Below are 22,767 nucleotides of genomic sequence, written 5' to 3'. Positions count from 1 at the left end.
CAGCAAATAAGACTAACGACTAAAGATCAACCAACCGAGGTGGTCCAGTTTCAGCCGGACCACGGTGGTCAGGGTTGGGGCGGCGTTGACAGCCGCCAGCTCCGAGGTCATGGCCGCAACCGCCCGATGCGGGTCAACGCCATGCGGCAGTTGCCGCACGGCGTCCCGGCAAGCCGCCATGGCCCACCATCCACCCGCCGCGCTCCCGTAGCGCCGACCACTCACATCCGTGGCGCCGTCAATGACAGCCGCATGCTCGGCGGTCACGACGATCGAGTCCTCGCAGACGTGCGGATCTCCGGACTTGCCCAGCACGAACTGCTCCACGATCTCCACGAATCTGATACTCGCCTACGGCGCTGGACCGCCTCGAGCCGGACGGTGCCTGGATGATCCATGGCGTCGGGTGCGCCGAAATGCTACGAAGAGTATGTGCATGACCTGACAAGCTCCCTTGATGCCACGTCCCTGGAGACTCGGCGGCTGCTCTTACGCCGCTGGCAACGCGATGATCTGGACGGCTTCGCCGCAGTCAACGCGCAGCCCGAGGTGATGCGCTACATCCATGATGGCCGCACTCTGGACCGGGCCGGGACCGCGGAGCGGCTGGCCAACTATCAGCGGCACTGGGACGAGCACGGCTTCGGCCTCTACGCGGTGGAGGTCAAAGAGACCGGCGAGCTGGCTGGTTTCACTGGGCTGGCGGTGCCGACCTTCCTGCCCGAGATCATGCCGGCTGTGGAGATTGGTTGGCGGCTCGGCCGCGCGTACTGGGGTCGGGGCCTAGCCACCGAGGCGGCCCAAGCGGTTGTCGCCCACGCTCGTGACGAGCTCGGCCTGCGGCGGCTGGTCAGCATCCACGTCGTCGGCAACGAGGCGTCCGCGCGGGTAATGGTCAAGCTGGGCATGTCGCTGGAGCGGGAAACCGTGCAGCCAGACACTGGCCGCCAGGTCCGGGTCTACGCGATGGAGCTGTAAGACAGATATTCGCAGCAGGACCGGGGCCGCCGACAAGCAGTGATCCATGCCAGCCGGTGCCGCACGCGCGGCGCGCTCACCTGACCCCGGACAGCGGATCAGCGACGACGGCGGGCCATCCACTGCCAGATGTGGGTGCCGTTGAGGCTCGGGTCGTTGCGGGCCACGTAGATCCAGGACCAGTGACCGGGGAACTGGTAGCCGTTCCAGACGACATGGTCGTACAGGGTGATCAGTGATCCCGGGATGAGGTCGTGGGCGTGGACCGTGTTGGTCTCGGGTGGCACGGTGTCGTCGTCGCGTGAGGTGACCAGCCAGGTCGGGGTGTGGATCCCCGCCAGCTCTGCGTCGGTGATCAGTGGCGGGCCCTCCCCGCCGAGCGGCTCGACGACGCCGCAGATCGGCACCGACGCCGCGAACAGGTCGGGATAGACGACGGTCATCTCCAGGGACATGTAGCCGCCGTTGCTGCAACCTGCCAGGTAGATCCGGTCAGGGTCGACACGCTTGCGGCGTACGAGGTCCAGGACGATCTCGCGGATCAGCGGCGCGAACCGGGGGCCGTCCTCCATCCAGTAGGAGGTGCTCTGCGGAGCGACGACGTACGCGCCGGAGAAGATCCGTTGAGCCTCCGGGGTGGCGAAGCCCAGTGCGCCGCGGTTGGCGCGCAGCGTGGTCTCGTTGTCGTAGTAGCCGTCGGTCAGTGAGGCACCCTCGCCGCCGCCGTGCAGCCAGAGGATCAGCGGCCGCCGACCGTGGCGGGGCGAACGCTCCGGGGAGTACAACCGGTACTTCATGCCCGAGCCCGAGACGTGGTGGCTGAAGGCGTCCACCTCGGGGTTCGACAGCCGCCCCTGCACGAATTGCGTGATGGTGACCGGCGGGCCGTGGCGCCGGGCGAGCGGGGTGTTCTGCCTGATGGTGTAGACGAGGTCCAGCCGGACGTTACGGCCCCTGCTCACGATGTAGCCCAGGGTGCCACCGCCAAGTTGACCTTCGGCGTGGCTCAGCTCCAGCACGATGTTTCCGTGCCGGTCCAGCCGGGCCGCCGTCACCGTGCGGTCCAGGTCGTACTCGCTGAAGATCAGATCGCCCGGAGCGATCGGGATCGGGCTGCTGGCCTTGGCATGCACGCCGAACGTGCCGGGGGAGAGCCCGGCGGGGTCGATCGGCCCGAGCCGGCTGGTGTCGAGGGTGACCGAGGTGACCTGCTCACCGCCGTCGAGCGTTTTCGCGTCGAGGGTGAAGCTCACGCTGGTGGGGTGGAGGCCACCGGCGTGGGCGGGGCCGGGCAGCGCCAAGCCGAGGGCGGCACCGGCGCTGCCGGCCAGGACGCTGCGGCGAGTGACAGACGTGGCCATGCGAGCCCCCGTACCTTGCGATGCAGATGTTCATCGACAAGTTTCAACCTAACGCCGCACAGATCCGCGGGCAACCGGTGCCGCCAGGGGTGACTACGTCCGACGTCGTCCTCCCAACCGGCGCGGCGTTACGGGTGGGGACAGGTCGGAGGGGTGACATCCGGATCTGTGGGGAGCGGCCGGCCGCCGGTACGCGGACAATGGGGAGATGAAGCGAGAGGGACGCCTGATGCGGTCGACCGGGACGCGCGTCAACGGCGCGGTGGCGACGGGCGCGGTGGCGACAGGTGCGCGGGCTGCGGGAGCGGCCTCGCTCGGCGCCCTTGCCGTAGGGGCGCTGGCCGTGGGGGCCGTGGCCGTCGGGGTGCTGGTCATCGGGCGTCTAGCTATCCGCCGGGCGGTCGTGCGGGAGCTGCGCGTCGGCAGGTTGGAGATCGATGAGCTCGTGGTGCACAACCGACCCACTGCCGAGGGATAAGCCGCGCCCGCGGCGGGCGAGGCTGCCGTTGGAGCTGCGCGGGTAACCGCAACGATCGCCTTGGTCGCGGCGGCACGGGCCAGTGCGCCGACGAAGTCAGCGGGTCGCCCGGCTACACGGCGTCCGGCAGCAGCGGAGTTCGACAGAACGGCTTCACTTCGTGGGGACCAGGCGACCTGTCTCCCCGCCTCGGGCGTCGAGGAGCACCAGGACCTGACCGTCGAGACCTGCTCGTCTGGCCGTTAGGAGCCATCCGCCGACCGGCACGCTGTCGGCGCAGAACATCGCCGTGACTCCTCTCGCGGTGGTGAGCAGCGTGCCACGGGCAGCGGTGATCCACCGACCGCTCTCGTCATTGCAGCCGTCGGATCCGCGCCACTCACCGTCGGGCGTGAACTCCACGTACGCGGCCTTGTGCCCGGTCAGGGGCACCCAGCGACCGGCCAGCCGATGTCGGTCCACCGGAACGAGCGTCGCCGGTAGGGCGACCGCTGGTGTCAGGGCCCGGCGGGCCTCGTCGGTGACCACCGGCGGTTCCAGTAGGTCGTCGGCCTTGTCGGGCTCGGGAGTCGGTGTCGCCCCGGGGATCAGCCGGGCGACCGGTTGCGCTCGCGCGTCCAGGAGTACTGGTAGCCCTGCGCTGTCGAACTGGTAGGCGGTGACGCGGCGCAGCCATTCGGGGGTTTCCTGACTGGCCTTCGCGCAGCCGGGGATGCCTTCGACCGCGGCACCGGAAGCCGTGAAGATATCCGCGAGGAACGTGCCGTCGCTGCTGGCCCGCCAGGATCCGCCCAGAGTGCCGCAACGGCTGCCGATCAGGTCCAGATCACGGTCTGCGAGGCGCAGGATCGTGCCCGCGCCGGGGTCGGCGACGTCGACGATCGTCCAGGAGCCGATCAATAACTCCGGTGCCAACGGCGCCACAGACCCTGTGGTCCCCGAGATCGGTCCCGGGTTCTTGGGCGCCGGGTAGCTCTGCCGGTTGCATCCGGCGAGGAGCACACCCATCACGACCAGCGTCGCGACGTAACCCTGTCGTACCACCTCGACTCCTCCGGCCAACCTCTGAGTCCTGCGTAGCGAGTTGCAGATCCACCTGTTCCTACCAACGGCTGGTAAGGACTCTGGGTGCGCAGAGAGTTCCCTTCGACGCGAGGACGCTGGCCCGCCGGTGCGGTGTACCTGGTCGGCCCCACGGCTGCTGCGAGGTAGGTCGACGCGGACGGGCCGTGTCCGTTGTGCAGGTCGTGGCAGGCGATCGGGGCTCTGCCGCGTTGAGGCGTTCGTAGCTGTCCCGGTGCGGTGTTGCCGAGGTGACCGGGGCGGCGACGCTGGATGCCCCAGTTGAAGTAACACGCTGTTTCCGTATTCGGGTTCTGACGGATGTATTGGCTTAACACTCTGGTTGTCGACGCGACGGCCGGTCCAAATCTAGGATTGCGCGGCGAGCCGACGGCTGGGCGGCTGGCTGAACGACTGTCGACTTCGGCAACGGCTCGCGATAATCAATTCACCGATCAATCGGCGCCGAGCGTTTTTGTGTTCGCGCATGATGTGCCAGCGTAGGAGCTACTGAATGCACCGAGTCCGTTCTCTCCGCCCCTTCGCGCTCGCTGGTATCAGCGCCCTGGCCGCCCTGTGTACGCAGATGGCGGCCGTCCCCGCCGCCCAGGCCGCCCTCAACGAGCCCGCTCGCAGCGCCTGCCATAACGCCGGCAAGGTGCCGGTCACGACCAGCGCCGTCTTCAACGACCCGGTCGCGGGCACTCCGACCGCCGTCGTGGAACGCATCTGCTCACTGATCAAGCAAGCCGCGGTCGGGTCCTCGATCGAGATCGCCGAGTTCGTCGTCTCGGGCGACGCCGGCGCCGACTACGCAGCGGTGCTGCTCGACGCTCACCACCGAGGCGTCGAGGTACGCATGGTCATGGACGGCTACCAGATCGACAACCCCGCCGCCGCAGAGCTGATCCGCACCCTCGGCACCGACGAATCGGCCACCTCGTGGGTGCACGTCTGCAGCCACCTGAGCCCGGAAGGCAACACCACGTCCTGCCAGGGCACCAAGGGGATGCACAACAAGTTCGCGCTCTTCGCCAGGACCGGCGGCAAGCGCGACGTTGTCGTGCAGGCCTCGAACAACATTACCGACGTCAACTCCACCAGCTACTGGAACAACCTCGTCGTGCTGCCCGGTAACAGCAAGCTCTTCGCCGGATACGGCAAGTACTTCGACGACCTTGCCGCCGAGGTCCAGAACCCCGACTACGACACCACCATCTCCACCGGAATGCGGGGCGGCCAGGTGACCGCCCAGTTCTATCCGGTTGCCGACCGGGACCCGATCGCCCAGCGGCTCCACCAGGTCAAGTGCAAGACCAAGGGCCGCACCAGGGTGGAAATTGGTCAGTCCGAATGGGATGGCACCCGGCTCGCCATCGTCGAAGAGCTCGCCAAGCTGAAGGCTGCGGGTTGCCAGGTGCGCGTCGTGCACGGTCTGGCCGAAGATACGGTCACCACCGCGCTCGACGCCGCCGGCATCGAACGCCGGGTGCTCGATGGGTCGACTCCCGCCGGCCGCATCCACTCCAAGTACATGGTCGTCAGCGACCCGACCGGCCCCGGCTCCGGCCGGGGCTGGGTGATGACCGGCAGCCACAACTTCAACGCCACCTCGCTGCGGCGCAACGACGAGGCGATGGTCGAGCTCTCCCAACGCAGCATCGTCGAGGCGTACGCCGCCAACTTCGCGCGGCTGTGGAAGGTCGGCGCGGTCGCCGGCGGCTGAGCCGGGGAGTACGGGACGAGGATGCAGGGCGGTGCCGACGCGATGCCGGCACCGCTCTGCACCGCGCGGCCCAGCACCGGCGTGCGGTCATGACAAGACAGCCAGCCGTACGTCCGCAGGCACGAGCACCCATACTCGGGTGCATGATTGAGGACCCCTCACCAGTCGGCGCGGTCCGACGTTTCGCTGCGGCACTGTGTGAGGTGCGCACACGGCTGCTCGCCGACCTCTCCCCGATCGAAGACATCGCCGACCTGCAAGCTGCGGTCCGCTCGCGGCGGGAGCTTCCCCGCCAAGATGTCACAAGCAGCGGAATTGAGTACACGGTCCACGGGGCGGGATGTTCGATGGTTGCATCTGATGGCCGAGAGGTCGACGTCGACGTGATACCCGATCCTGCGCTCGGCGATGGAGTGGAAGCATTCGACGCTTGGCGGATCCGCAGGTTTCTCGACAAGGCGGATCAGGCCGCGTGCAGCGATGAGGAAATCAATTCAGCGTGCGTTTCTCTCGCCAGGGACGGCTACCTGCGTGAGGTTGTCGACGGCCGCTGGTACGCGCTTGCTGACCACAGCCACCCGTCGGTCAGCTGAACCAGGTTTCGGCGGCACCAGCAGAGGTAGCCGTTGACCGCGTGGTCGTGCCGAGATGAGTAGGCGCCGGCCCCCTATGGTGGCGTCATGATCACCTGCGTCGTGCATTACACCATCAACCCCGCGCAGATCGAGGCGTTTGAACGCTTCGCTCGTGCGTGGATGCGACTAGTGGCCAAGCACGGTGGTGTGCACCACGGCTACTTCCTGCCCGCCGAGGGTGCCAGCGACCAAGCCGAGGCGCTGTTCAGTTTCGAGAGCCTGGCAGCGTACGAGCGTTACCGGGCGCGGTTCGGCAATGACCCGGAGTTCGTCGCGGCTGACAGCATCCGCGACGACTCGGGTTGTGTGGTGCGGTACGAGCGAACGTTCATGCGCCCGCTCCTGCCAACTGATTGAGCGCGTTCTCCCACCTGCCGCGACGATCGGCCACGCCCATCGCCTGCCTGAAAGCGGGTAGGCGACCTAGGTCACCCAGGCGTCCTGCCCAGCCCTCCGCGCCGCAAGGTCGCATCGGTTGCGAGGCGTCCCTTAGCCTCGGCGCGTGAATGACGCACTTCTTCGCCGGCTCCGGGTCGAACAGGCCCGCGCGCTGCTCGACGACGCCGACCCGCACCACGCGGTGATGCTGGCCTGCGACCTGCTGGTGGCCGGCGTCGACGGCGACGCCGTGGTGGCGCTCGCGGCCGAATCAGCTCGGACCCTGCAGGCGTATGACGCGAATCGGCGCCTGGCGGCGGTCACTGCCGAACTCGGGCTCCCGGAGCCGGACCTGCCGACGGCGGTGGTGCTGATCGCGGCCGACACATGCGAGCGGATCCTCGACCGCAGCATTTCCGTCGAGGTCGGAGCCCACCGCCTCTACGTGGTGGGACACGACGGGAGCCCGCTGGGCGACCTACTCCCGGCGGTCGCCGCCCTGGCCGCACATCTCGAAGACGACCTCGGTGGGCGGGCCGACGACGACCTGCACACCCGGCTCGCGGCGCTGGCCCGGACGATCCTGAGACGCCTGGAAGCTGGGAACCCGACTTGAGGCTGGGTTGCCCGGGGCTTGGGCGGTCGCCGACCCGCTGGCCCGGCTACCTCTTGAGCAGTTTGATCCGCTGGCGTGCCGGCCGACCACCCTCGTTCGGGTATCCGGAATGACATCGTCCTGCGGCGCGGCGCGATCACTGTCGAGGGGTGCGCTACCCGGCGGCTGGGGTCAGCCCGAATCGTCGACTGTGGGCGTATCAGTGGACGGTGGGGATGGTCAGTCGCTCGAGTTGGGTGGCGGCGAGTCGGCGCAGGGTCTCGTCGGGATCGTTGGCATACCGGCGAAGGATGGCCGGGGCAGCGTCGGGCGCGAGGAGCCGGGCCACGACCGCGACCCGCTGACGGACCATCGGGTCCGGGTCGTCCACCAACTCGACCAGGAGATGCTCCCGGTGCGAATGCCTGCCGCTGGCGCTGGCGAGTCCGCTGAGGGTGGCCGCCCGTACCGCGGCCTCACCGTCTCGCGCCAGCAACGTGAGTTGCGGCGCCACGCGGGGATCCGAGTCGGCCGCCTTCGGGAGCGCTTTGGCGGCTTGGACCCTCAGCTGCGGGTCTTGGTCGGCAGCCAGCACCAGCAGCGCGCCGACCGCCGCTGGCCCTCCGACCGAGCCGAGGGCTTCCGCAGCGTCCTCGCGGACGTGCCGGTCGGGGTCGTGAAGGAGTCGTTGCAGGGCCGGGGTCGCCTCGCGACTGCCGAGCCGCCCCAGTGCGTAGGCGACCATGGCCCGCACCCGCGGCGTCGGGTCGGCGGCGAGGGCGACGAGCGGTGCGACCGCGTCAACCCGGCCGGTGTAGCCGAGCCTGTTCGCGGCCGATACCCGGACCTGCTCGTTCAGGTCATGCAACGCCAGAACGAGCGCGTCGAATGCGCCGTCGTCGCCGGCTGGGTCAGGGATCGAGCCGACCGCCATGGACCTGATCTCCGGGTCGGCGTCGGTCGCGGCCGCGACCAGCAGCTCGACATCCTGCGCTTCGACCACGAACCCGAGCGCCCACAGCCCCACGCGACGCAGCTCCGGCGTATCACCCGTGGCGAAATCACGCACCACAGACCTGCTGGTTACCCGGTCTGTCTGCAGCAGCTCGACGATCTCGGCCTGCAAACTGTCCTGGTCGTCCCCGAGATTGCGGGCCGAGGCGCGCAGCAGCACCGGCAGCGCCGCTGGACCCTCGATGCCAGCCAGGACACCGGCAATCAGGTCCCGACCGTAGAAGTTCCCCTCGTCGAGGAACCGGTCCAGGACCTCCTGCAGCCGGGGTGCCAAGGTGGTGTCCCCGGATGCGGCCAGTGCCGTGACGGTCGGCGCGATGTCGTCGTAATCGTCCTCAAGCTCCACCGCATGCCGGACCACAGCCTCCAACGCCCCACGGCTGTCGATCATCCGATCACCATGCCACACCACCACCCGACGGTGGAACAAGACACCAAGCACCCATGATCAACGCGCTCTTGCCGCCGACCAGGAACCTGGCCCGAGCAGCGGGGCGTCGCCAGAGGGTCGCCTGGCGCCTGTGCTGACGATCGCCGCCGAGGTGGCATGGTCGGAGGCGGTGGCTGCCCTGCGGCACCACGTTCTTGATCAGCTATCTTGCCGGCGTGGATATCCAGGTGCTGGAAGGTGCGCTCGTCGAGGTGCCGACGGCCGACGTGACGGGCATGGCCCGGCGTGCGTTTGGCGAGTTCGTGGGGCCGGGTGGTGAGTTGGCCTCGTACGCGTTCGGCTGGAGTACCGGCTCGGATCCGCACGTCGCCCGCCTGTCCGTCGGGATCGGTGCCGGCAATCCTGGCGGTGGCACGTTCCACGCGGTCATCTTCGCGAACGAGGGTGGTCATGCCTTCTCGCTCGTCGACGAGCCGTTCGAGCGGGTTCCGCAGGGCGGTCCCGACCTGACCGCGCATCAGTCGCGCGCCCACGAGGACCTGCCATTTGTCTGGTGGGTCACCGACCGCGTGATGCGCCACGATCGGCGCGCCTGGTGGATGCGGCACTGGCTGCTGGGCACCACCTGCATCCAGACCGCTGAGACCTTCGCACGCCGCGAACCTGTTCTGCTGATCAGCCACGATGCGGACGACGGAATCTGGCAGCTGATCGGGGCCACCGCCGCGGACGGCAGCACGGGCAAAGTCAGACACCTGCACCATGCCGTCGACGAAGACGCCAGCCTGATCGACGTCCTTGACCTACCGCCCGGAAGCAGCGCGCTACGGGAGGACGTCGGAAGGCCCTGGACCAGCGCCGACTAACCCCGATTGAGCCCTCTCTTACCCGTCATCAGCATGGCTGTCGGCTGGCACGACTTGCTTCATCGTGCGGGGCGCGGCGGTGCCTTGTCTGCTGGGACAAGGCGGTATCGGTCGCGTGTGATGGGCGCCTGCTAGCGGTTACCTCGGCGCGCGGGGCCGCCGTAAAGGTGGACACGGTTGTCGACGTCGTGGTCCGGCTCGCCGCGCAGGAACCGGTCGTAGGCATGACCGCCGTTGCTGACGTGGAGCACCCAGTCCTCGTAGTACCAGCTGGGGTCGCATGCGCAGTCGGAGAATCGGAACCGGAAGTTGGCCCTGTATCGGCCGACCTGCTCGTGGGTGAGGGTGAACAGGCGAGCGGAGAGTCTCGCCCGAGGAAACGCCGCTCTGCCGGGCAGGCGCTCGACGGCTACCTCCGAGCCGTCGACGGTGAGCCTCAGATCGAGGTTGCGGGTGATGCCCACGCCGCCGGTCAGTACCTCGCTGCGGCGTGCGTAGCCAGTGGCCTCATCAGCGAGTACGTCATGGATGAAGACTTCACCGGTCGGCAGTGGCGCGGGCAGCATCACTGGGCGGTTGAGACCTCGACGGGCGTCGGCATGTGGAGCGCCGCGCCCCGCAGCGCTCCATCGCACACGGACCCGCTGGACGACAATCACGCCCAACCATGGCTCACAGACGGCAAGCATCGCCAGCCGATAATCGGCCCATGCCGCTACGAGGCGCGGCGCCCGTGAGGGTCGCCTTGGGTGAACTCGCGATGGCGAATCCCTTGGTCGGGTACGAGTGGGCCGCTCTCGCACGATCAGCACGGGGCGCTGAACGTGACCGAGGCTGGACAGATGTGGTTGCCCGTGGTGGTGATGCGGGCCGCGGCCCAATCACGCGGCCCGGTGATCGGGCCAGTGTGGTGCGCGACTGTGGCGGACCCGTCATCGACTGTTGCAGTGAGATCCATAGGGGACCGCTTCGGCTATCCTCGCGGACAATTTCCGCGATTCGATCAACGGGGTAAGTATGTCGCAGCAAGCGCCGCCGCCAGAATCCGTTCAATTGGCACCCGTGTCGACCGGGTCGCCGCCGCGCCGATCGGGCCTCGGCATGACGGCGCGGGTCCTGATTGGGCTCGCGCTGATGCTCCCGGCGGTGCTCGCCTGGCTGTGGTCGTACGTCCTGCCCACGGTGTCCACCGTGCTCGAAAGCTTTCAGCGGGACGATTTGATCCGCCCGGCTGAGTCCGTCGGCACCAAGAACTACGAGCACGTCTTCGACAGCGGCACCAGCAGCATCGTCGGGCAGGTGGGCTTCGCGCTGCTGCTCGGCCTGGTGCCGCTCGCGTTGGCGCTATTGGCTGCGCCGCTGCTCGCGGTCGTCGCCCATCGAGCGGGGCGGGTCGCCCGTCTGGTAACCCGTGGCGTGCTCGCTCTGCCGGTTGCCGGATATGCCCCGGTCGCAATTCTTATTGGCTTGCGCTTCGACTCCACCAGGTCCGACGATTTCGCCAAGAACATGGAAGCCCCTGGGGGATGGCTCACCTCGGTGGTGGCCCAGACGACGTTCGGGCTCGTCATCGCGGTCGCCGCGACGCTGTACCTGAGCGCGCTGCGCCGGCGGGAGCCTGGCCGCCGGTCGACGCCCGCCGTGCTGGCCGTTGGCGGGCTGCTCGTCCTGGGCATTCTCGCGGCGGCCCTCCAGATCTACACCACCCCGGCGATAATGACCGACGGTGGACCGCAGGGTGACACCACGACCCCGGTTCTCGGTGCGGTGCAAGCCGGGCTCCGCACGGCGCAGTTCGGAGTTGGGGCCGCCACCTCCACCCTGCTGCTTGCGCTCCTCGGACTGCTCGGGCTCGGCGCGGTCGGGCTCATCCTGGGCACCGGTCTCCGGATCGAGTTCGACGGCTGGCGGGACCGGCACGCGACAGAGCCCAAGCAGGCTCCCGCGGCCACGGGCACCAACGCCACCCAGCCACTCTTCATCGGACTCGCCGCGGTCGCGCTGGTCGCCTTCCTCGGCATTCTCGGCTGGGCGCTGGCACCCTGGCTGCGGGGCATGTTCTCCGGCGGCACGGACCTGCCCGCAGAGATCAGCACCTCGACTGTGCTCGCCAACACCTGGTTGCCGCCGCTCATCGCGGCGCTGGTCTCGATCGCGCTCGCGGCGCTCGCCGGCTTCGGGATCGGCGCGCTGCGCCCGCTCGGGCGGTGGAGCGAGCTGCTCCTGGTGCCGTTCGCGCCGTGGCTGTTCGTCGGCATCGGCCCGTTGGCCATCGCCGGCTTCAAACGAACCGTCGACGCCGGGCAGCTCAACACGTTCCTCGGCCTGATCCCGCCGGTCTGGCTGTCCGTACCGGCGTTGTTCGCCTTCACGCTGCTCTTCCGCGGCCAGCACGACAGGTGGCAGGCCGGCGGTGGGCTGAACCGTACGCTCATCCTGCCGGCGCTGCCGATGCTCGCCGTCACGTTCCTGGTGACCTGGCTGTTCACCGCACAGCAGCCGCTCTGGGCGAGTTTCGTGGCGCAGGACGTACGCCACATGCCGGCGCCGCTGTTGATTCGATTCCTCTCCGAGCAGACGGTCGCCTCGGGCAGTGGCCCCGGCCCACTGGGTCTGGCCCTTTCGCTGCCTCTCCTGGTGTTGTTCGTGCTGATATTCGCCGCACTCCAGATCGGCTACCTGGATCGGCTCGCCATTCGCGTCGGTAGGGGAACGTCGGCCGGTACCGAGGGCTGAAACTCTGCTCACGGCGAGCCCACCTCAGGAACCGGTCGTGCGGTTCCTGAGGTGGGCAGCACACGTGCGTGCCCTAAGGGACGTCTCGTGGCTCGACGATGGTGAGATGCCCATCGCTGCTGTGCTCGTCCGACCGACGGTGCTCAAGGTTGGCTGCCGCCGGGCGGCCGTGTCAGTACGGCCGCCGGATCCCTCGCTCCGAGAGCGTCGCTTCGTAGAAGCCGAGGAGGCGCTCTGCCTCTGCGACGACCTCGTCCAGCTCGTCGAGGGCTGCGCGGTCGCCGGGCTCATGGCGCAGTAGGCGAGCCGCGTCCGCCAGTTGCATCACCAGGGCAGCGATCGTATCGCCCTGCAGGTGGACGCCGGGAAACGCCCTACCTGGCAGCTGTACGACGGCACAGTTGGTGCCACGGGACAGCACCTGCGCTTGCTCCTGGCTCATCTGAGCAGAATCCCAGCACCATTCGAAGGTTGTCCGAGGGGGGTCTCCCAACCCCGGTGACCGTCGGGTAGAGACAGCCGGTCAGGCTGCCTGGTGCAGATGCTGATCTGGTGTGACTCGGCAGCCGGCAATGAGTGCATGACGTTTGCAAGCGCGTCACGTGACGATGGTCGGACCCACCGGCTAGTTGGCAGGAGTCGATACGTGCGAAAGATCCTCAGCGTGGTAGTGACCGCTCTGTCGGTCGTCATGTCCGCAGCGACCATCGCGCACGCCGACGACGGGCCCGTGACCAGGGTGACGCTGACCAGCGCGAACAGTTTCCATTCGCGGGTCGAGGAGCGTTTGCTGAGCAGGACCTTCACCGTCGCGGCCGGGGAATCCCGACATGTGCGCGGACGCCTCCAGGCGACCAGCAGCGTGCAGCAGATCGTGTCGATGAACAACACCCTGAAGTGTGTGAACTCAGCCGGCGTGGTCGTCGGCACCACATCGACGTCCTCGCGGAACCACGAGGGCTCGGACACCACCTACTACGCCAGGCCCGGGCACTTGCCGATCTACGCCGACCTGCTCTTCACCGCGCCCTCGGCGGGCACCTACACCTGCGGTATGTACGGGTACACGGCCTCGACCTCGCTTGACGACTACTACCTGACCGCCGTGGCGTCAGACACGTGGCTCGAGGTGAGCGACACCAACCAAGTGGGTGCACGCTGGTGGCAGAATCCGGCCTGCAGCAGCACCGGCACGTCGAGCACCTGCACGTACGTCGGCGCCGGCACGTCCACTGCCTGGGTGTTCTACAACGACGGCACTCCCGTCCACAAATGGAACGCCGCCGTCAACGCGACCTCGGCTCAGGCGCTGGCGACGCTGGAACTGACCACCTGCTACACGGGCACGGCGTCGTGCACGAGCGCCATCGACGCGTACGAGCAGCCGCGCGGAACGAACGCGGTGGTCGACGTGCGTTTCGAGTTCGTCCAACTTGATCCGACCGCCCACACGTGCCGGACCACGAGCACCGCGACCTCCCGCAAGACGATCCGCGACGACGCCCACCACTACGTCACGAATTTCGCCCTGACCGGCGTGCCGATCGATCCGACCTGCGGAACCCGGACCTTCATCATGCGGATCTTCGTGAAGCACGTTTCCGGCAACCCAATCAAGATCGACGGGGTGCAGAGCACGACCTCGTTGACGAACGGTATCGCCATGAACATCTTCTGAGCGCGATTCGGCTCCGCATGGGCGCTGCAAGCGTCTTGCAAGCGTGCGACGCAACGGTATTGACGTGACTCAACCGGTCGCATCCTCAACCAGGGAGCCCCATGCGCAGACGTACCGTGTTCGCAAGTTGCGTATTCGTAGTCGTCCTGGGAACCACGTCTGCCGCCCAAGCAGGCCCGTCCACACCGCAGGCGAAGGAACCCGACACCGTCGGCTTCGCCGCAGGCATCGACACCGAGGCGGTAAACCGGCAGTTCCACCGTCTCAAGGACATGGCCGCCGCTTACCCGGAGGGTTCGGGAAGCACGTTCTTCGACGAGGCCACCGGGCAGCTCGTCGTCAGATACGTCGAGAACCAGGAGGGCGCGCGGTGGCGGGCACACGGCAGTTCGCTGCGCGCCCTGGCCGGTGACGTGCCGATCCGGTACGAGGCGACCGGCACCTCCTTGGCTCGTTTGGAGGCGGCGACCAAGAGCTTGAACGACTCCCGTGGCTGGGCAGGGGATTTGGCCGGGATGGTGCATCAGGTGCGTCTCGACGAGCTCGCCGACCAGGTCGTCATCGAGGCTGCAGGCGAGGCGGACAAGCTTGCCGCGGCAGCGAACAGGGCCACCGGCATCAAGACCCGGGTCACCGTCTCGCGGACCGGCCCGGCCCCGCAGAGCCGCCGATCGGACACGGCACCTTTCTACGGCGGCCTCGCGATCTGGGCGGGCAGCACCGGCAGCCCGTCCACGGCGGACGCGACCTGCACAACCGGATTCCGGATGACTCGCGGCGGAACCAACAGCAACTGGGTGACCACCGCAGGGCACTGCGGCACCAACGGAGACGAGTTCTGGCACCCGGGTGGCTGGGCGGTCCGCGTCAGCTCGGACTACGAGAGCCTGGGCACGGACGTCGCGATGCTCGCACCTCTCGGCGGCAAATACTTCAGCCGCTACTCGTGGTTCGGTGAACGGAACACCTCGACCGCGAATCCGGTTTCCGGGAAGAACACCGATTGGCCTGCTGTCGGCTCGGCCGTCTACGTCTCCGGGGCAAACGGTGGACTGGTCTACGGCCGGGTGACGTCGATCAACGGCAACTGCGGCGGCGAACGAATGGTCGCCGTCGACACCGACACCGGCCACGCCCAGGACGGCGCCACCCTCGGCGGTGACTCCGGAGCCCCGGTGACCCGGTGGAACACCGGCACCTCGGCTACCAACGATCTCGTAGCGGTCGGCAGCCATTCCTGCGGTAATTCCGTCAACGCGTCATGGTTCGTACCGATCCACCGGGTCGAAGCGGCGACCGGCGCGGTCGTGGTGGTCGCCGGCACCTGACAGCTCCTGGCACGCGGGCGCCCACGGGCCGCCCGCGTGCCAGTGGCACCCCGTCTGCCGCCGTCTCGGTGACGGCAGCGACACCCAACCGGTTCGGCGCTTCGCGGGTGATCCGACGGTGCACCCGCGCGGACGGCTGCCGCGCATGCGCCGACCATGCGGACCGCCGGCATGATCCGTCGTTGCACCGACGCATGAGGGTACGGCCCCGCGCCCGGTGGGTCGGCCGCCTCCACTCATCGGCCGCGACCAAGAATTCAGGAGAGTAGGAATGAATCCGTCTGACGGTGTCCTTGGCGCTCTTGCCCGCCACGCCCGAGAACGGCCGGAGCAGATCGCCTACCGGTTCCTCGCGAACGGTGACGTGGACGGCCCGACCGTCGAGTGGACGTACGGCAGGCTGTTTGACGAGGTACGCGCGGTCGCCGCGACGCTCGGCGAACGACTGCCCGTAGGAGCACGGTGCCTGCTGCTGTATCCGCCGGGGCTCGACTTCGTCGCCGGGTTCCTGGGCTGCCTCTGGGCCGGCTTGGTCGCGGTGCCGGCGTACCTGCCGGAGACCGAGCGGCAGCGACCGCGGGCGCTGCGCCGCATGCTCGGCGTGCTGCGCGACTGCCGTGCCGCCGCCGTACTGACGGCTCCCGCCGAGACAGCGTTCGCGGTGACCGCTCGGGATCTGGATCCCGCGTTCGCCGAGCTCACCTGGCTGCACGGCGCGGAAGCGTCGGCGGGGCGGATGTCGGCCGCAGTCGACGCAGAGATCGCCTTCCTGCAATACACGTCAGGGTCGACGGGTGTGCCGAAGGGCGTGGTCGTCTCGCACGACAACCTCACGCAGAACCTGCGAGACCAGTACGCCGTCTGGCAGCACGACGAGGCGCAGATGGTGTCCTGGCTGCCGGCCTACCACGACATGGGTCTGGTCGGCGGTCTGCTCTATCCGTTGTTCGTCGGCGGTACCGCGACGCTGCTGCCACCGGCCGCGTTCATCGAGCGCCCCGTGCGATGGCTCAGCGCCCTGAGCAGGTTCGGCGGCACGATGAGCCTCGCGCCGAACTTCGGCTACCAGATGTGCGCCCGCAGGGTCTCGGCCGAGGACATCGCAGGCCTCGACTTGTCGTCGTGGAGGTTGGCCGGCAACGGCGCCGAACCCGTGCGCGCAGGCACCCTCCGGAGGTTCGTCGACACGTTCGCGCCTGCCGGTTTCGATCCGCGGGCGCTGACCCCCTGCTACGGCCTGGCCGAGGCGACCCTGTTCGTCACCTCCACCCAGCCGGGCGACTGGCTCGCCACCGACACCACCTCGTGCGGTCGGCCCGCGCCGGGAACACAGGTGCTCGTGGTCGACCCGGATAAGGCCGTGCCGGTACCCGAGGGCGAGTTGGGCGAGATCTGGATCCGCGGTCCGGGCAACGCCGTGGGCTACTGGGAGCGTTCGCGGGAGACGACCGAGACGTTCCGAGCCCGGTTGGCTGACGGCGACGGACCCTACCTGCGCACCGGTGACCTCGGCGTGCTGGACACCGCCGGGCTGCACATCCGTGGCCGGCGCAAGGACGTCATCATCATCGACGGCGTCAACCACTACCCGCAGGACATCGAACAGACCGTCGAGGAGAGCCATCCGGCGGTCCGCCCCGGCTGCGTCGCCGCGGTCGGCGTCGATATCGACGGGCAGGAGCGGGTCGTGGTGGTCGCCGAGACCGCCGAGCACACGCCGTCCGCGGTCACTGCCATCCAGGCCGCGGTGACACGCGAGCACCAGATCGTCGTCCACGAGGTCGTCCTCGTCCGGCCGCGAACTATTCCCAAGACCTCCAGCGGCAAGATCCAGCGACGCGCGACGGCGACCTCCTACGGCGCCGAGACCCTGCAGCGGCACGCGCCCGCCCCGGTCGCCGTACCAGCGGCATCGGCGGGGGAGGTTCGGGCCAGGCTGGTCGAGCATCTCGCTGCCGTCCTGGAGGTAGCGCCTCGTGAGGTCCGCACGACCGAACCCTTCGGCGACCTCGGCCTGGTGTCCCGCGACGTCGTGGCGCTCGCCGCGGAGCTGAGCACGTGGCTCGGCCGGCCGGTGGCCCCTGCGGACGTGTACGGCCACCCGACGGTCGACGCGCTCGTCGGCCTCCTGTCCGGCGGCGACGACGCCGGAGCCGGCCCGTACGGTGCGTCCGCGGTCGTGGTGTCGGCCGACGCGGTGGCCGTGGTCGGCATCGGGTGCCGCTTCCCCGGCGCCGATGGCCCCGCCGAGTACTGGTCCCTGCTCCGCGATGGCCTGGAGACCGTCGGGGACGTCCCGGCGAGCCGGTGGGACGTCGATGAGTACTACCAGTCCGGCGGCGCGGCACCAGGTCGCACGTACACCCGGCGGGGTGGCTTCCTCGACCACGACGTCGCCGCTTTCGACGCCACGTTCTTCGGGCTGTCCGGGACCGAGGCTCGCTACCTGGATCCCCAGCAGCGCCTGTTGCTGGAGATGGCCTGGTCCGCCATGGAAGATGCGGGCGTGCCGTCGGCCGACCTGGCCGGCACCGCCACCGGTGTCTACGTCGGCCTCACGACCAGTGACTACGCACAGCTCATGGCCGCGTCGGGCATCAACGCCGGCCCGTACGCCGCCACCGGCAACGTCGCCTGCATGGCCGCGAACCGGGTCTCGTACACCTTCGACCTGCGCGGCCCGAGCCTCACCATCGACACCGCATGCTCGTCCTCACTTGTGGCGATCCATCAGGCGTGCGCGGCGATCCGCGCTGGTGAGATCGACGCCGCACTCGCCGGCGGTGTCAACCTGATGCTCTCCCCGCTGACCACCGTGGCGCTCTGCCAGAGTGGCGCACTGTCGGCCGACGGGCACTGCTACACGTTCGACGCCCGAGCCAACGGCTACGTGCGCGGCGAGGGCGCCGGGCTGGTGCTGCTCAAGCCGCTGAGCCGCGCTCTGGCCGACGGCGATCGCGTCTACGCGGTGATCCGCGGCAGTGCCGTCAACCAGGACGGCCGCTCCAACGGACTCACCGCACCGAATCCCCAGGCACACGCCCGGGTGATCCGCCAGGCCCACCGCAACGCGGGCCTCGACCCTGGCCTGGTGCGCTACGTGGAGGCCCACGGCACCGGCACGGCACTCGGTGACCCCATCGAAGCCGGTGCCGTCGGTATGGCCCTCGAGGGCCTGCTGCCGGAGGGTGAGCGCTGCGCGATCGGCTCGGTCAAGACCAACATCGGCCACCTCGAGTCGGCGGCCGGCGTAGCGGGGCTCATCAAGGTGGCGTTGGCGCTGTACCACGGACAGATCCCGGCAAGCCTCCACCACGACGTCACCAACCCGCACATCGACCTGGACGCTCTCCGACTTCGGGTGCCCGACGCGCTGGAGCCATGGCCGCCGACGGGGGCACCGAGGGTCGGTGGGGTGAACAACTTCGGCGTCGGTGGAACAAATGCCCACGTCGTACTGCAGGAGGCGCCGGCACCGGCGCAGCCACACGACGACAGTGCTCCCCAGCTGCTCATGCTCACCGGCCGCACACCGGCGGCGGTGACTGAGCTCGCCCGCCGGTTCGCCAGCCACCTGTCCACCACGGACGCGTCCCTCGCCTCGATCTGTCACACCGCAGGCGTTCGACGCACCCAGCACGGGCACCGACTCGCGGTCGTCGCCTCGTCGACGAGCGAGATGGCGGGCCGGCTCGCACTGGGACCGGCGTCCGGCGCCACCGGCGTGGCACCAGCCGGCGCGGACCCCCGCGTCGTCTTCGTCTTCCCCGGCCAAGGCGCGCAACACGTCGGGATGGCCCGGACGCTGTACACACACGACAACGCCTTCCGGGTCGCGTTCGATGACTGTGCCGCGCACCTGCGACCACACCTGGACTGGTCCCCGCAGGCGCAGTTGCACGCCGACGCCCCAGAGGCCCGCCTCGACGAGGAAGAGGTGGTACAGCCGCTGCTGTTCGCGATCCAGGTCGCGCTCGCCGCCACCTGGCGCGCCCGCGGGGTACGCCCCGACGCCATCGTCGGCCACAGCATGGGGGAGGTCGCCGCGGCGTACGCCGCAGGGGTGCTCAACCTCGCCGACGCGGCCGAGCTGACCTGCGTACGCGCCAAGCTCCTGGCCACGGTCCGCGGCGAGGGCGCGATGGCGGTCGTGGGCCTGCACCACGCGGCCGTCCGTGCCGAGCTGGCTGCCTACGACGGCCGGTTGCACCTCGCCGCGGCCAACGGCCCGATGCTGTCGGTCGTGTCCGGCGACAGCGACGCGGTCGCCGAGTTCCGCGCCGCCACCGAGGCCCGCGGCGTCTTCGCGCGAGCGGTGCGCACCAGTGGCGCCGGGCACTCGCCGGTGGTCGACCGCGTCGCGGCCGCTGTCGCCGCCCGCTTCGCCGAGCTGCGCCCCAAACCCGCCGAGATCACCCTGTACTCGTCGGTCACCGGCGAGCCCGTCACGGGTGAGGAGATGACCGGCGACTACTGGGGCCGCAACCTTCGCGACACCGTGCTGTTCCACCCAGCGGTCGAACGGCTCGCCGCCGATGGCCACCGACTGTTCCTGGAACTGAGCCCCAACCCGACGCTCGTGGTGCCGATCCAGCAGGCGATCGACGAGTTCGGCAAGACCGGACGGGCCATCGGCTCGCTAAACCGTGGCCGGGACGATCTGGAGGCGCTACTCGAAGCGTTCGGCGCCCTCTACGCCAACGGCGCCGCGATCGACCTTCAGCAGGTCCTGCCGCCGCGCGCCCCGGTGGCCACGCTGCCGTCCGGGCCGTGGGAGCGCCGACGGCAATGGTTCATCGACGACGACACCGACCTCACGACCAGCGCGGACGTGGGCCGAACGGTCGCCGAGGCTTTCGCGGGTGTGCTGCGCGTCGTCGACGTCCCACGGGACGCGACCTTCTTCGAGCTGGGCGGCACGTCGCTCATGGCCGCGCAGATGATGTACGACCTGCGGAGCCGACTCGACCGGGACATTCCGCTGCGGATGCTCTTCGACCACCCGACCGTCGCCGGCCTCACTGCCGCGCTGGAGTCCGACCACCAGGCCGCTCCGGCGTTCGCGCCGCTCGCACGCGTCGACGGTCCGTTGTTTCCGTTGACGTTCAACCAGCAGCGACTGGTCGACGACGATCCGGAGGAGTCCACCCTCGTCATCGCCCAGCACCTTCGTCTCGACGGACCGGTCGACGTCGTCGCGCTCGAGGCGGCGCTGCGGCGGCTGACCGACATTCACGAAGGACTGCGCACCACGATCGTCGATGACGCTCAGCGCCTCACGGAGCTGCGCGGACCGGTGCTCACCGTGCTGGACAGCGACGAAGACGCCCTGCCGGACCTGCTGCGCCGCGTCGAGGACGAAGTGGCATCCGGCAGCGGTCCGATGTTCCGGTTCCGGCTGCACCGACTCGACATCGAGCGGCACGTGCTGAGCGTCGTGGTGCACCACCTCGCCACCGACGGCTGGTCGCAGGGCATCCTGTTCGCCGACCTGCACCAGGCGTACGAGGCGCGGCTGGCGGGCACGACCGACGACGGGTTGGCGGCGCAGCCACTGCGACTGGTGGACTTCGCCAGCTGGCAGCAGACGCAGTACGCCGGACCGAGGCTCGAGCAGGAGTTGACCGACTGGCGGGCCCGGCTCGCCGACGCACCGGCGCCGCAGTTGCCGTTCGTCGGGCGCGCCGAGGGCCCGCTGGTGCCAGGCATGGTGACCCGGGTCCTCGACGCCGGCCTCGCCGGCACGCTCGAACGACTGGCCAGCACCACGTCGACCACCATGCCGATGGTGATCCTGGCGGCACTGTTGGTGGCGCTGCACCGCGCTGGCGGGCAGCCACGGTTGAGCGTGCCGATGAGCGCCTCGGGTCGGGACCGGCCCGAGCTCAACCGGATGGTGGGCTTCCTGTCAACCTCTCACCTGGTCACCGTCGACGTCGCCGGCCTCCGAACCGGACGCGACGCCCTCACCGCCGTCCGCGACGCGTTACTGGTCGCCGACGAGGAGCAGGGCATCTCGTTGAGCCAGTACGCCCACCTCGACAAGGTGGCCCGCAACAGCCTGCCGTACCGCGTCTCCATGAACTACCTGCCGGAGGTCGAACCGCCCCGCACCCTCGGCCCGGCCCGGGTGGAGCTGCTGCCCCGGCAATCGCAGTTCAGCCTCTCGCGCGACATCGTCCTGTTCGCCCGTCGTGAGTCCGGGGCGCTGCGCCTGGTCCTCGCCTACGCCGTCGGCGTCGTTGCCGAGGACGGCATCGAGCAACTCGCCGCGGACCTCGCCGACGCGCTGGCCGGCTTCGCCGCCGACGTCGACGCGTCACTGCCCCCACTGCCAAGGAGTGAATCGTGATGGAAACGACCCAGGCGTGGATTCTGCCCGCTGGCCCTACCGACCGCCGGGAACACGGCTCGCTGCACCTCGGTACGGTCGCATTGAGCGAACCCGGTCCGGAGGACGCCCTCGTCGAGCCGGTGCTCGTCGGGTGGGAGGGCAACTGCTACCACGCGGTGCAGCGACGCCCGATCGACATCGCCCGAGCCCGGGGCGAGCAGCAGGTGGTGTTGGGCAACAGTGGCGTGGTCCGGGTGCTGCGTCCGCCGCTGTTCCAGACGAACGAGACCCTTCGCGAGGGAGACCTGTGCCTGGTCCAGGCCAACTGTAGGCCCGACCGGTTCGGTTACCCGGTCAACGGTGCGGCTTTCGGCTATGACGCACCGGGCACCGTCGGTCTGCTCGCCCGACGCACCGTCATCCCTGGCACCTGCCTCGTGCCGCTGCCGACAGACACGCTCTACAGCGCTGAACAGTGGGCGGCGTTCTCGATCCGCTACGTCACGGCGTGGGCGAACTGGCGGATCGCGTACGGCACGTGGCGTCTGCAGATGACCAAGGAGGACCAGCCCGTGCCGTTCGTCTGGGGTTGGGGCGGCGGCACCACCTTTGCCGAGCTGACGCTTGCCGCGTCACAGGGCGCGGAGGCCACCATCATCACCTCCCACGACGAGCGGATGAACCTCGCGAAGGGACAGGGCCTGGCGGCGGTGGACCGGCGCGCGTTCCCCGATATCGCCTTCGGCGAGCGCGATGCCGCAGACCCGGACCAGGTCGCCAGGTACCGCGCCTCCGAGGCGATCTTCCTCTCCGCCGTCCGGGACGCGACCGGTGGACTGGGCGTCTCCATCTTCGTCGACTACCTGGGCGGATCCCTGCTCCGCGCCACGCTGAAGGCGCTGGCACGGCAGGGCGTGGTCACCACCGCCGGTTGGCGCGAGGGCCTCAAGACCAGCCTTGTGCGGGCGAGCGAGTGCATCGAGCGTCATCAGCACGTGCACACCCACTACGCCCGGAGGTTCGAGGTCGTCGACGCGATGGCGTTCGGCGAACGGCGCGGCTGGATGCCACCGACGGGAGCCATCGGCGAGCCCTGGAACTACGACGATCTGCCGGGCCTCGTCGACGCCTACGCCGAGGACCAGGTGGTGGCGTACTTCCCGCTCGTCCGGGTGAATGACTGAGATCCGCGCCGGTGGAGCCTGCC

Annotated in this window: 18 protein-coding genes; 12 read left to right on the top strand and 6 right to left on the bottom strand. The window is 69.1% G+C overall.

The window, feature by feature from the left end:
* Positions 1–12 precede the first annotated feature (12 nt).
* On the bottom strand, positions 13–336 hold the full coding sequence (locus tag V6V47_RS28590) for a hypothetical protein (protein ID WP_334631498.1): 324 nt from the start codon (positions 334–336) through the stop codon (positions 13–15).
* Positions 337–432: 96 nt separating this feature from the next.
* Here V6V47_RS28590 and V6V47_RS28585 point away from each other — a divergent pair, with 96 nt between their 5' ends.
* On the top strand, positions 433–978 hold the full coding sequence (locus V6V47_RS28585) for a GNAT family N-acetyltransferase (RefSeq protein ID WP_334631497.1): 546 nt from the start codon (positions 433–435) through the stop codon (positions 976–978).
* A 98-nt stretch (positions 979–1,076) separates the two neighbouring features.
* Here V6V47_RS28585 and V6V47_RS28580 read toward each other — a convergent pair whose 3' ends face one another.
* A complete protein-coding gene (locus V6V47_RS28580; RefSeq protein WP_334631496.1) occupies positions 1,077–2,339 on the bottom strand; it encodes a prolyl oligopeptidase family serine peptidase in 1,263 nt (420 codons plus the stop codon).
* A 208-nt stretch (positions 2,340–2,547) separates the two neighbouring features.
* Here V6V47_RS28580 and V6V47_RS28575 point away from each other — a divergent pair, with 208 nt between their 5' ends.
* Positions 2,548–2,817: a hypothetical protein gene (locus V6V47_RS28575; RefSeq protein ID WP_334631495.1), complete on the top strand. Its 270-nt coding sequence runs from the start codon at positions 2,548–2,550 to the stop codon at positions 2,815–2,817.
* A gap of 153 nt (positions 2,818–2,970) precedes the next feature.
* Here V6V47_RS28575 and V6V47_RS28570 read toward each other — a convergent pair whose 3' ends face one another.
* On the bottom strand, positions 2,971–3,861 hold the full coding sequence (locus tag V6V47_RS28570) for a hypothetical protein (RefSeq protein WP_334631494.1): 891 nt from the start codon (positions 3,859–3,861) through the stop codon (positions 2,971–2,973).
* Between the two features lie 532 nt (positions 3,862–4,393).
* Between V6V47_RS28570 and V6V47_RS28565 the strand changes: the two genes are divergently transcribed.
* The 4 genes from V6V47_RS28565 to V6V47_RS28550 all read left to right on the top strand — a co-directional run bounded on the left by V6V47_RS28565 (position 4,394) and on the right by V6V47_RS28550 (position 7,234).
* On the top strand, positions 4,394–5,605 hold the full coding sequence (locus V6V47_RS28565) for a phospholipase D-like domain-containing protein (protein ID WP_334631492.1): 1,212 nt from the start codon (positions 4,394–4,396) through the stop codon (positions 5,603–5,605).
* Positions 5,606–5,748: 143 nt separating this feature from the next.
* Positions 5,749–6,198, top strand: coding sequence for a DUF6896 domain-containing protein (locus V6V47_RS28560; RefSeq protein ID WP_334631491.1), 450 nt, complete (start codon positions 5,749–5,751; stop codon positions 6,196–6,198).
* Positions 6,199–6,285: 87 nt separating this feature from the next.
* On the top strand, positions 6,286–6,597 hold the full coding sequence (locus V6V47_RS28555; protein WP_154936452.1) for an NIPSNAP family protein: 312 nt from the start codon (positions 6,286–6,288) through the stop codon (positions 6,595–6,597).
* A 145-nt stretch (positions 6,598–6,742) separates the two neighbouring features.
* Positions 6,743–7,234 (top strand): hypothetical protein, encoded by a 492-nt coding sequence (locus V6V47_RS28550; RefSeq protein ID WP_334631490.1) that lies wholly within the window; start codon positions 6,743–6,745, stop codon positions 7,232–7,234.
* 199 nt (positions 7,235–7,433) lie between these two features.
* Here V6V47_RS28550 and V6V47_RS28545 read toward each other — a convergent pair whose 3' ends face one another.
* Positions 7,434–8,618, bottom strand: coding sequence for a HEAT repeat domain-containing protein (locus V6V47_RS28545; RefSeq protein WP_334631488.1), 1,185 nt, complete (start codon positions 8,616–8,618; stop codon positions 7,434–7,436).
* Positions 8,619–8,833: 215 nt separating this feature from the next.
* Here V6V47_RS28545 and V6V47_RS28540 point away from each other — a divergent pair, with 215 nt between their 5' ends.
* A complete protein-coding gene (locus V6V47_RS28540; RefSeq protein ID WP_334631487.1) occupies positions 8,834–9,484 on the top strand; it encodes a hypothetical protein in 651 nt (216 codons plus the stop codon).
* A 131-nt stretch (positions 9,485–9,615) separates the two neighbouring features.
* On the opposite strand, the gene V6V47_RS28535 is transcribed toward V6V47_RS28540, so the two are convergent.
* The gene (locus V6V47_RS28535) at positions 9,616–10,050 is read right to left on the bottom strand and encodes a hypothetical protein (RefSeq protein WP_334631501.1); all 435 of its coding nucleotides are present in this window, start codon (positions 10,048–10,050) and stop codon (positions 9,616–9,618) included.
* Between the two features lie 535 nt (positions 10,051–10,585).
* Between V6V47_RS28535 and V6V47_RS28530 the strand changes: the two genes are divergently transcribed.
* Positions 10,586–12,220 carry a sugar ABC transporter permease gene (locus V6V47_RS28530; RefSeq protein WP_334631485.1) on the top strand — a complete coding sequence of 545 codons (1,635 nt, stop codon included), beginning with the start codon at positions 10,586–10,588 and terminating at the stop codon, positions 12,218–12,220.
* 172 nt (positions 12,221–12,392) lie between these two features.
* On the opposite strand, the gene V6V47_RS28525 is transcribed toward V6V47_RS28530, so the two are convergent.
* The gene (locus tag V6V47_RS28525; protein ID WP_334631484.1) at positions 12,393–12,662 is read right to left on the bottom strand and encodes a DUF6959 family protein; all 270 of its coding nucleotides are present in this window, start codon (positions 12,660–12,662) and stop codon (positions 12,393–12,395) included.
* A gap of 93 nt (positions 12,663–12,755) precedes the next feature.
* On the opposite strand from V6V47_RS28525, the gene V6V47_RS28520 reads away from it, so the two are divergent.
* From V6V47_RS28520 to V6V47_RS28505, 4 genes are all read left to right on the top strand, one after another.
* A complete protein-coding gene (locus V6V47_RS28520) occupies positions 12,756–13,898 on the top strand; it encodes a hypothetical protein (protein ID WP_334631483.1) in 1,143 nt (380 codons plus the stop codon).
* Positions 13,899–13,999: 101 nt separating this feature from the next.
* Positions 14,000–15,226, top strand: a complete 1,227-nt coding sequence (locus tag V6V47_RS28515) for a hypothetical protein (RefSeq protein WP_334631482.1) — start codon at positions 14,000–14,002, stop codon at positions 15,224–15,226.
* A 271-nt stretch (positions 15,227–15,497) separates the two neighbouring features.
* On the top strand, positions 15,498–21,578 hold the full coding sequence (locus tag V6V47_RS28510; RefSeq protein WP_334631480.1) for a beta-ketoacyl synthase N-terminal-like domain-containing protein: 6,081 nt from the start codon (positions 15,498–15,500) through the stop codon (positions 21,576–21,578).
* The gene (locus V6V47_RS28505; RefSeq protein WP_334631478.1) at positions 21,575–22,744 is read left to right on the top strand and encodes a hypothetical protein; all 1,170 of its coding nucleotides are present in this window, start codon (positions 21,575–21,577) and stop codon (positions 22,742–22,744) included. The genes V6V47_RS28510 and V6V47_RS28505 overlap by 4 nt, the downstream gene beginning before the upstream one ends.
* The last annotated feature ends 23 nt before the right edge of the window (positions 22,745–22,767 follow it).

The sequence above is a fragment of the Micromonospora sp. CPCC 205539 genome (genome assembly GCF_036906815.1).
In the GTDB taxonomy this organism is placed as follows: domain Bacteria; phylum Actinomycetota; class Actinomycetes; order Mycobacteriales; family Micromonosporaceae; genus Micromonospora.
This window is presented reverse-complemented; position numbering and strand designations above follow the sequence as displayed.

Excerpts from the sequence above, each read along its gene's own strand:
- V6V47_RS28580 (WP_334631496.1), bottom strand. The coding sequence starts at position 2,339 with ATGGCCACGTCTGTCACTCGCCGCAGCGTCCTGGCCGGCAGCGCCGGT.
- V6V47_RS28575 (WP_334631495.1), top strand. The coding sequence starts at position 2,548 with ATGAAGCGAGAGGGACGCCTGATGCGGTCGACCGGGACGCGCGTCAAC.
- V6V47_RS28565 (WP_334631492.1), top strand. The coding sequence starts at position 4,394 with ATGCACCGAGTCCGTTCTCTCCGCCCCTTCGCGCTCGCTGGTATCAGC.
- V6V47_RS28560 (WP_334631491.1), top strand. The coding sequence starts at position 5,749 with ATGATTGAGGACCCCTCACCAGTCGGCGCGGTCCGACGTTTCGCTGCG.
- V6V47_RS28555 (WP_154936452.1), top strand. The coding sequence starts at position 6,286 with ATGATCACCTGCGTCGTGCATTACACCATCAACCCCGCGCAGATCGAG.
- V6V47_RS28545 (WP_334631488.1), bottom strand. The coding sequence starts at position 8,618 with ATGATCGACAGCCGTGGGGCGTTGGAGGCTGTGGTCCGGCATGCGGTG.
- V6V47_RS28535 (WP_334631501.1), bottom strand. The coding sequence starts at position 10,050 with ATGCTGCCCGCGCCACTGCCGACCGGTGAAGTCTTCATCCATGACGTA.
- V6V47_RS28530 (WP_334631485.1), top strand. The coding sequence starts at position 10,586 with ATGACGGCGCGGGTCCTGATTGGGCTCGCGCTGATGCTCCCGGCGGTG.
- V6V47_RS28525 (WP_334631484.1), bottom strand. The coding sequence starts at position 12,662 with ATGAGCCAGGAGCAAGCGCAGGTGCTGTCCCGTGGCACCAACTGTGCC.
- V6V47_RS28515 (WP_334631482.1), top strand. The coding sequence starts at position 14,000 with ATGCGCAGACGTACCGTGTTCGCAAGTTGCGTATTCGTAGTCGTCCTG.
- V6V47_RS28510 (WP_334631480.1), top strand. The coding sequence starts at position 15,498 with ATGAATCCGTCTGACGGTGTCCTTGGCGCTCTTGCCCGCCACGCCCGA.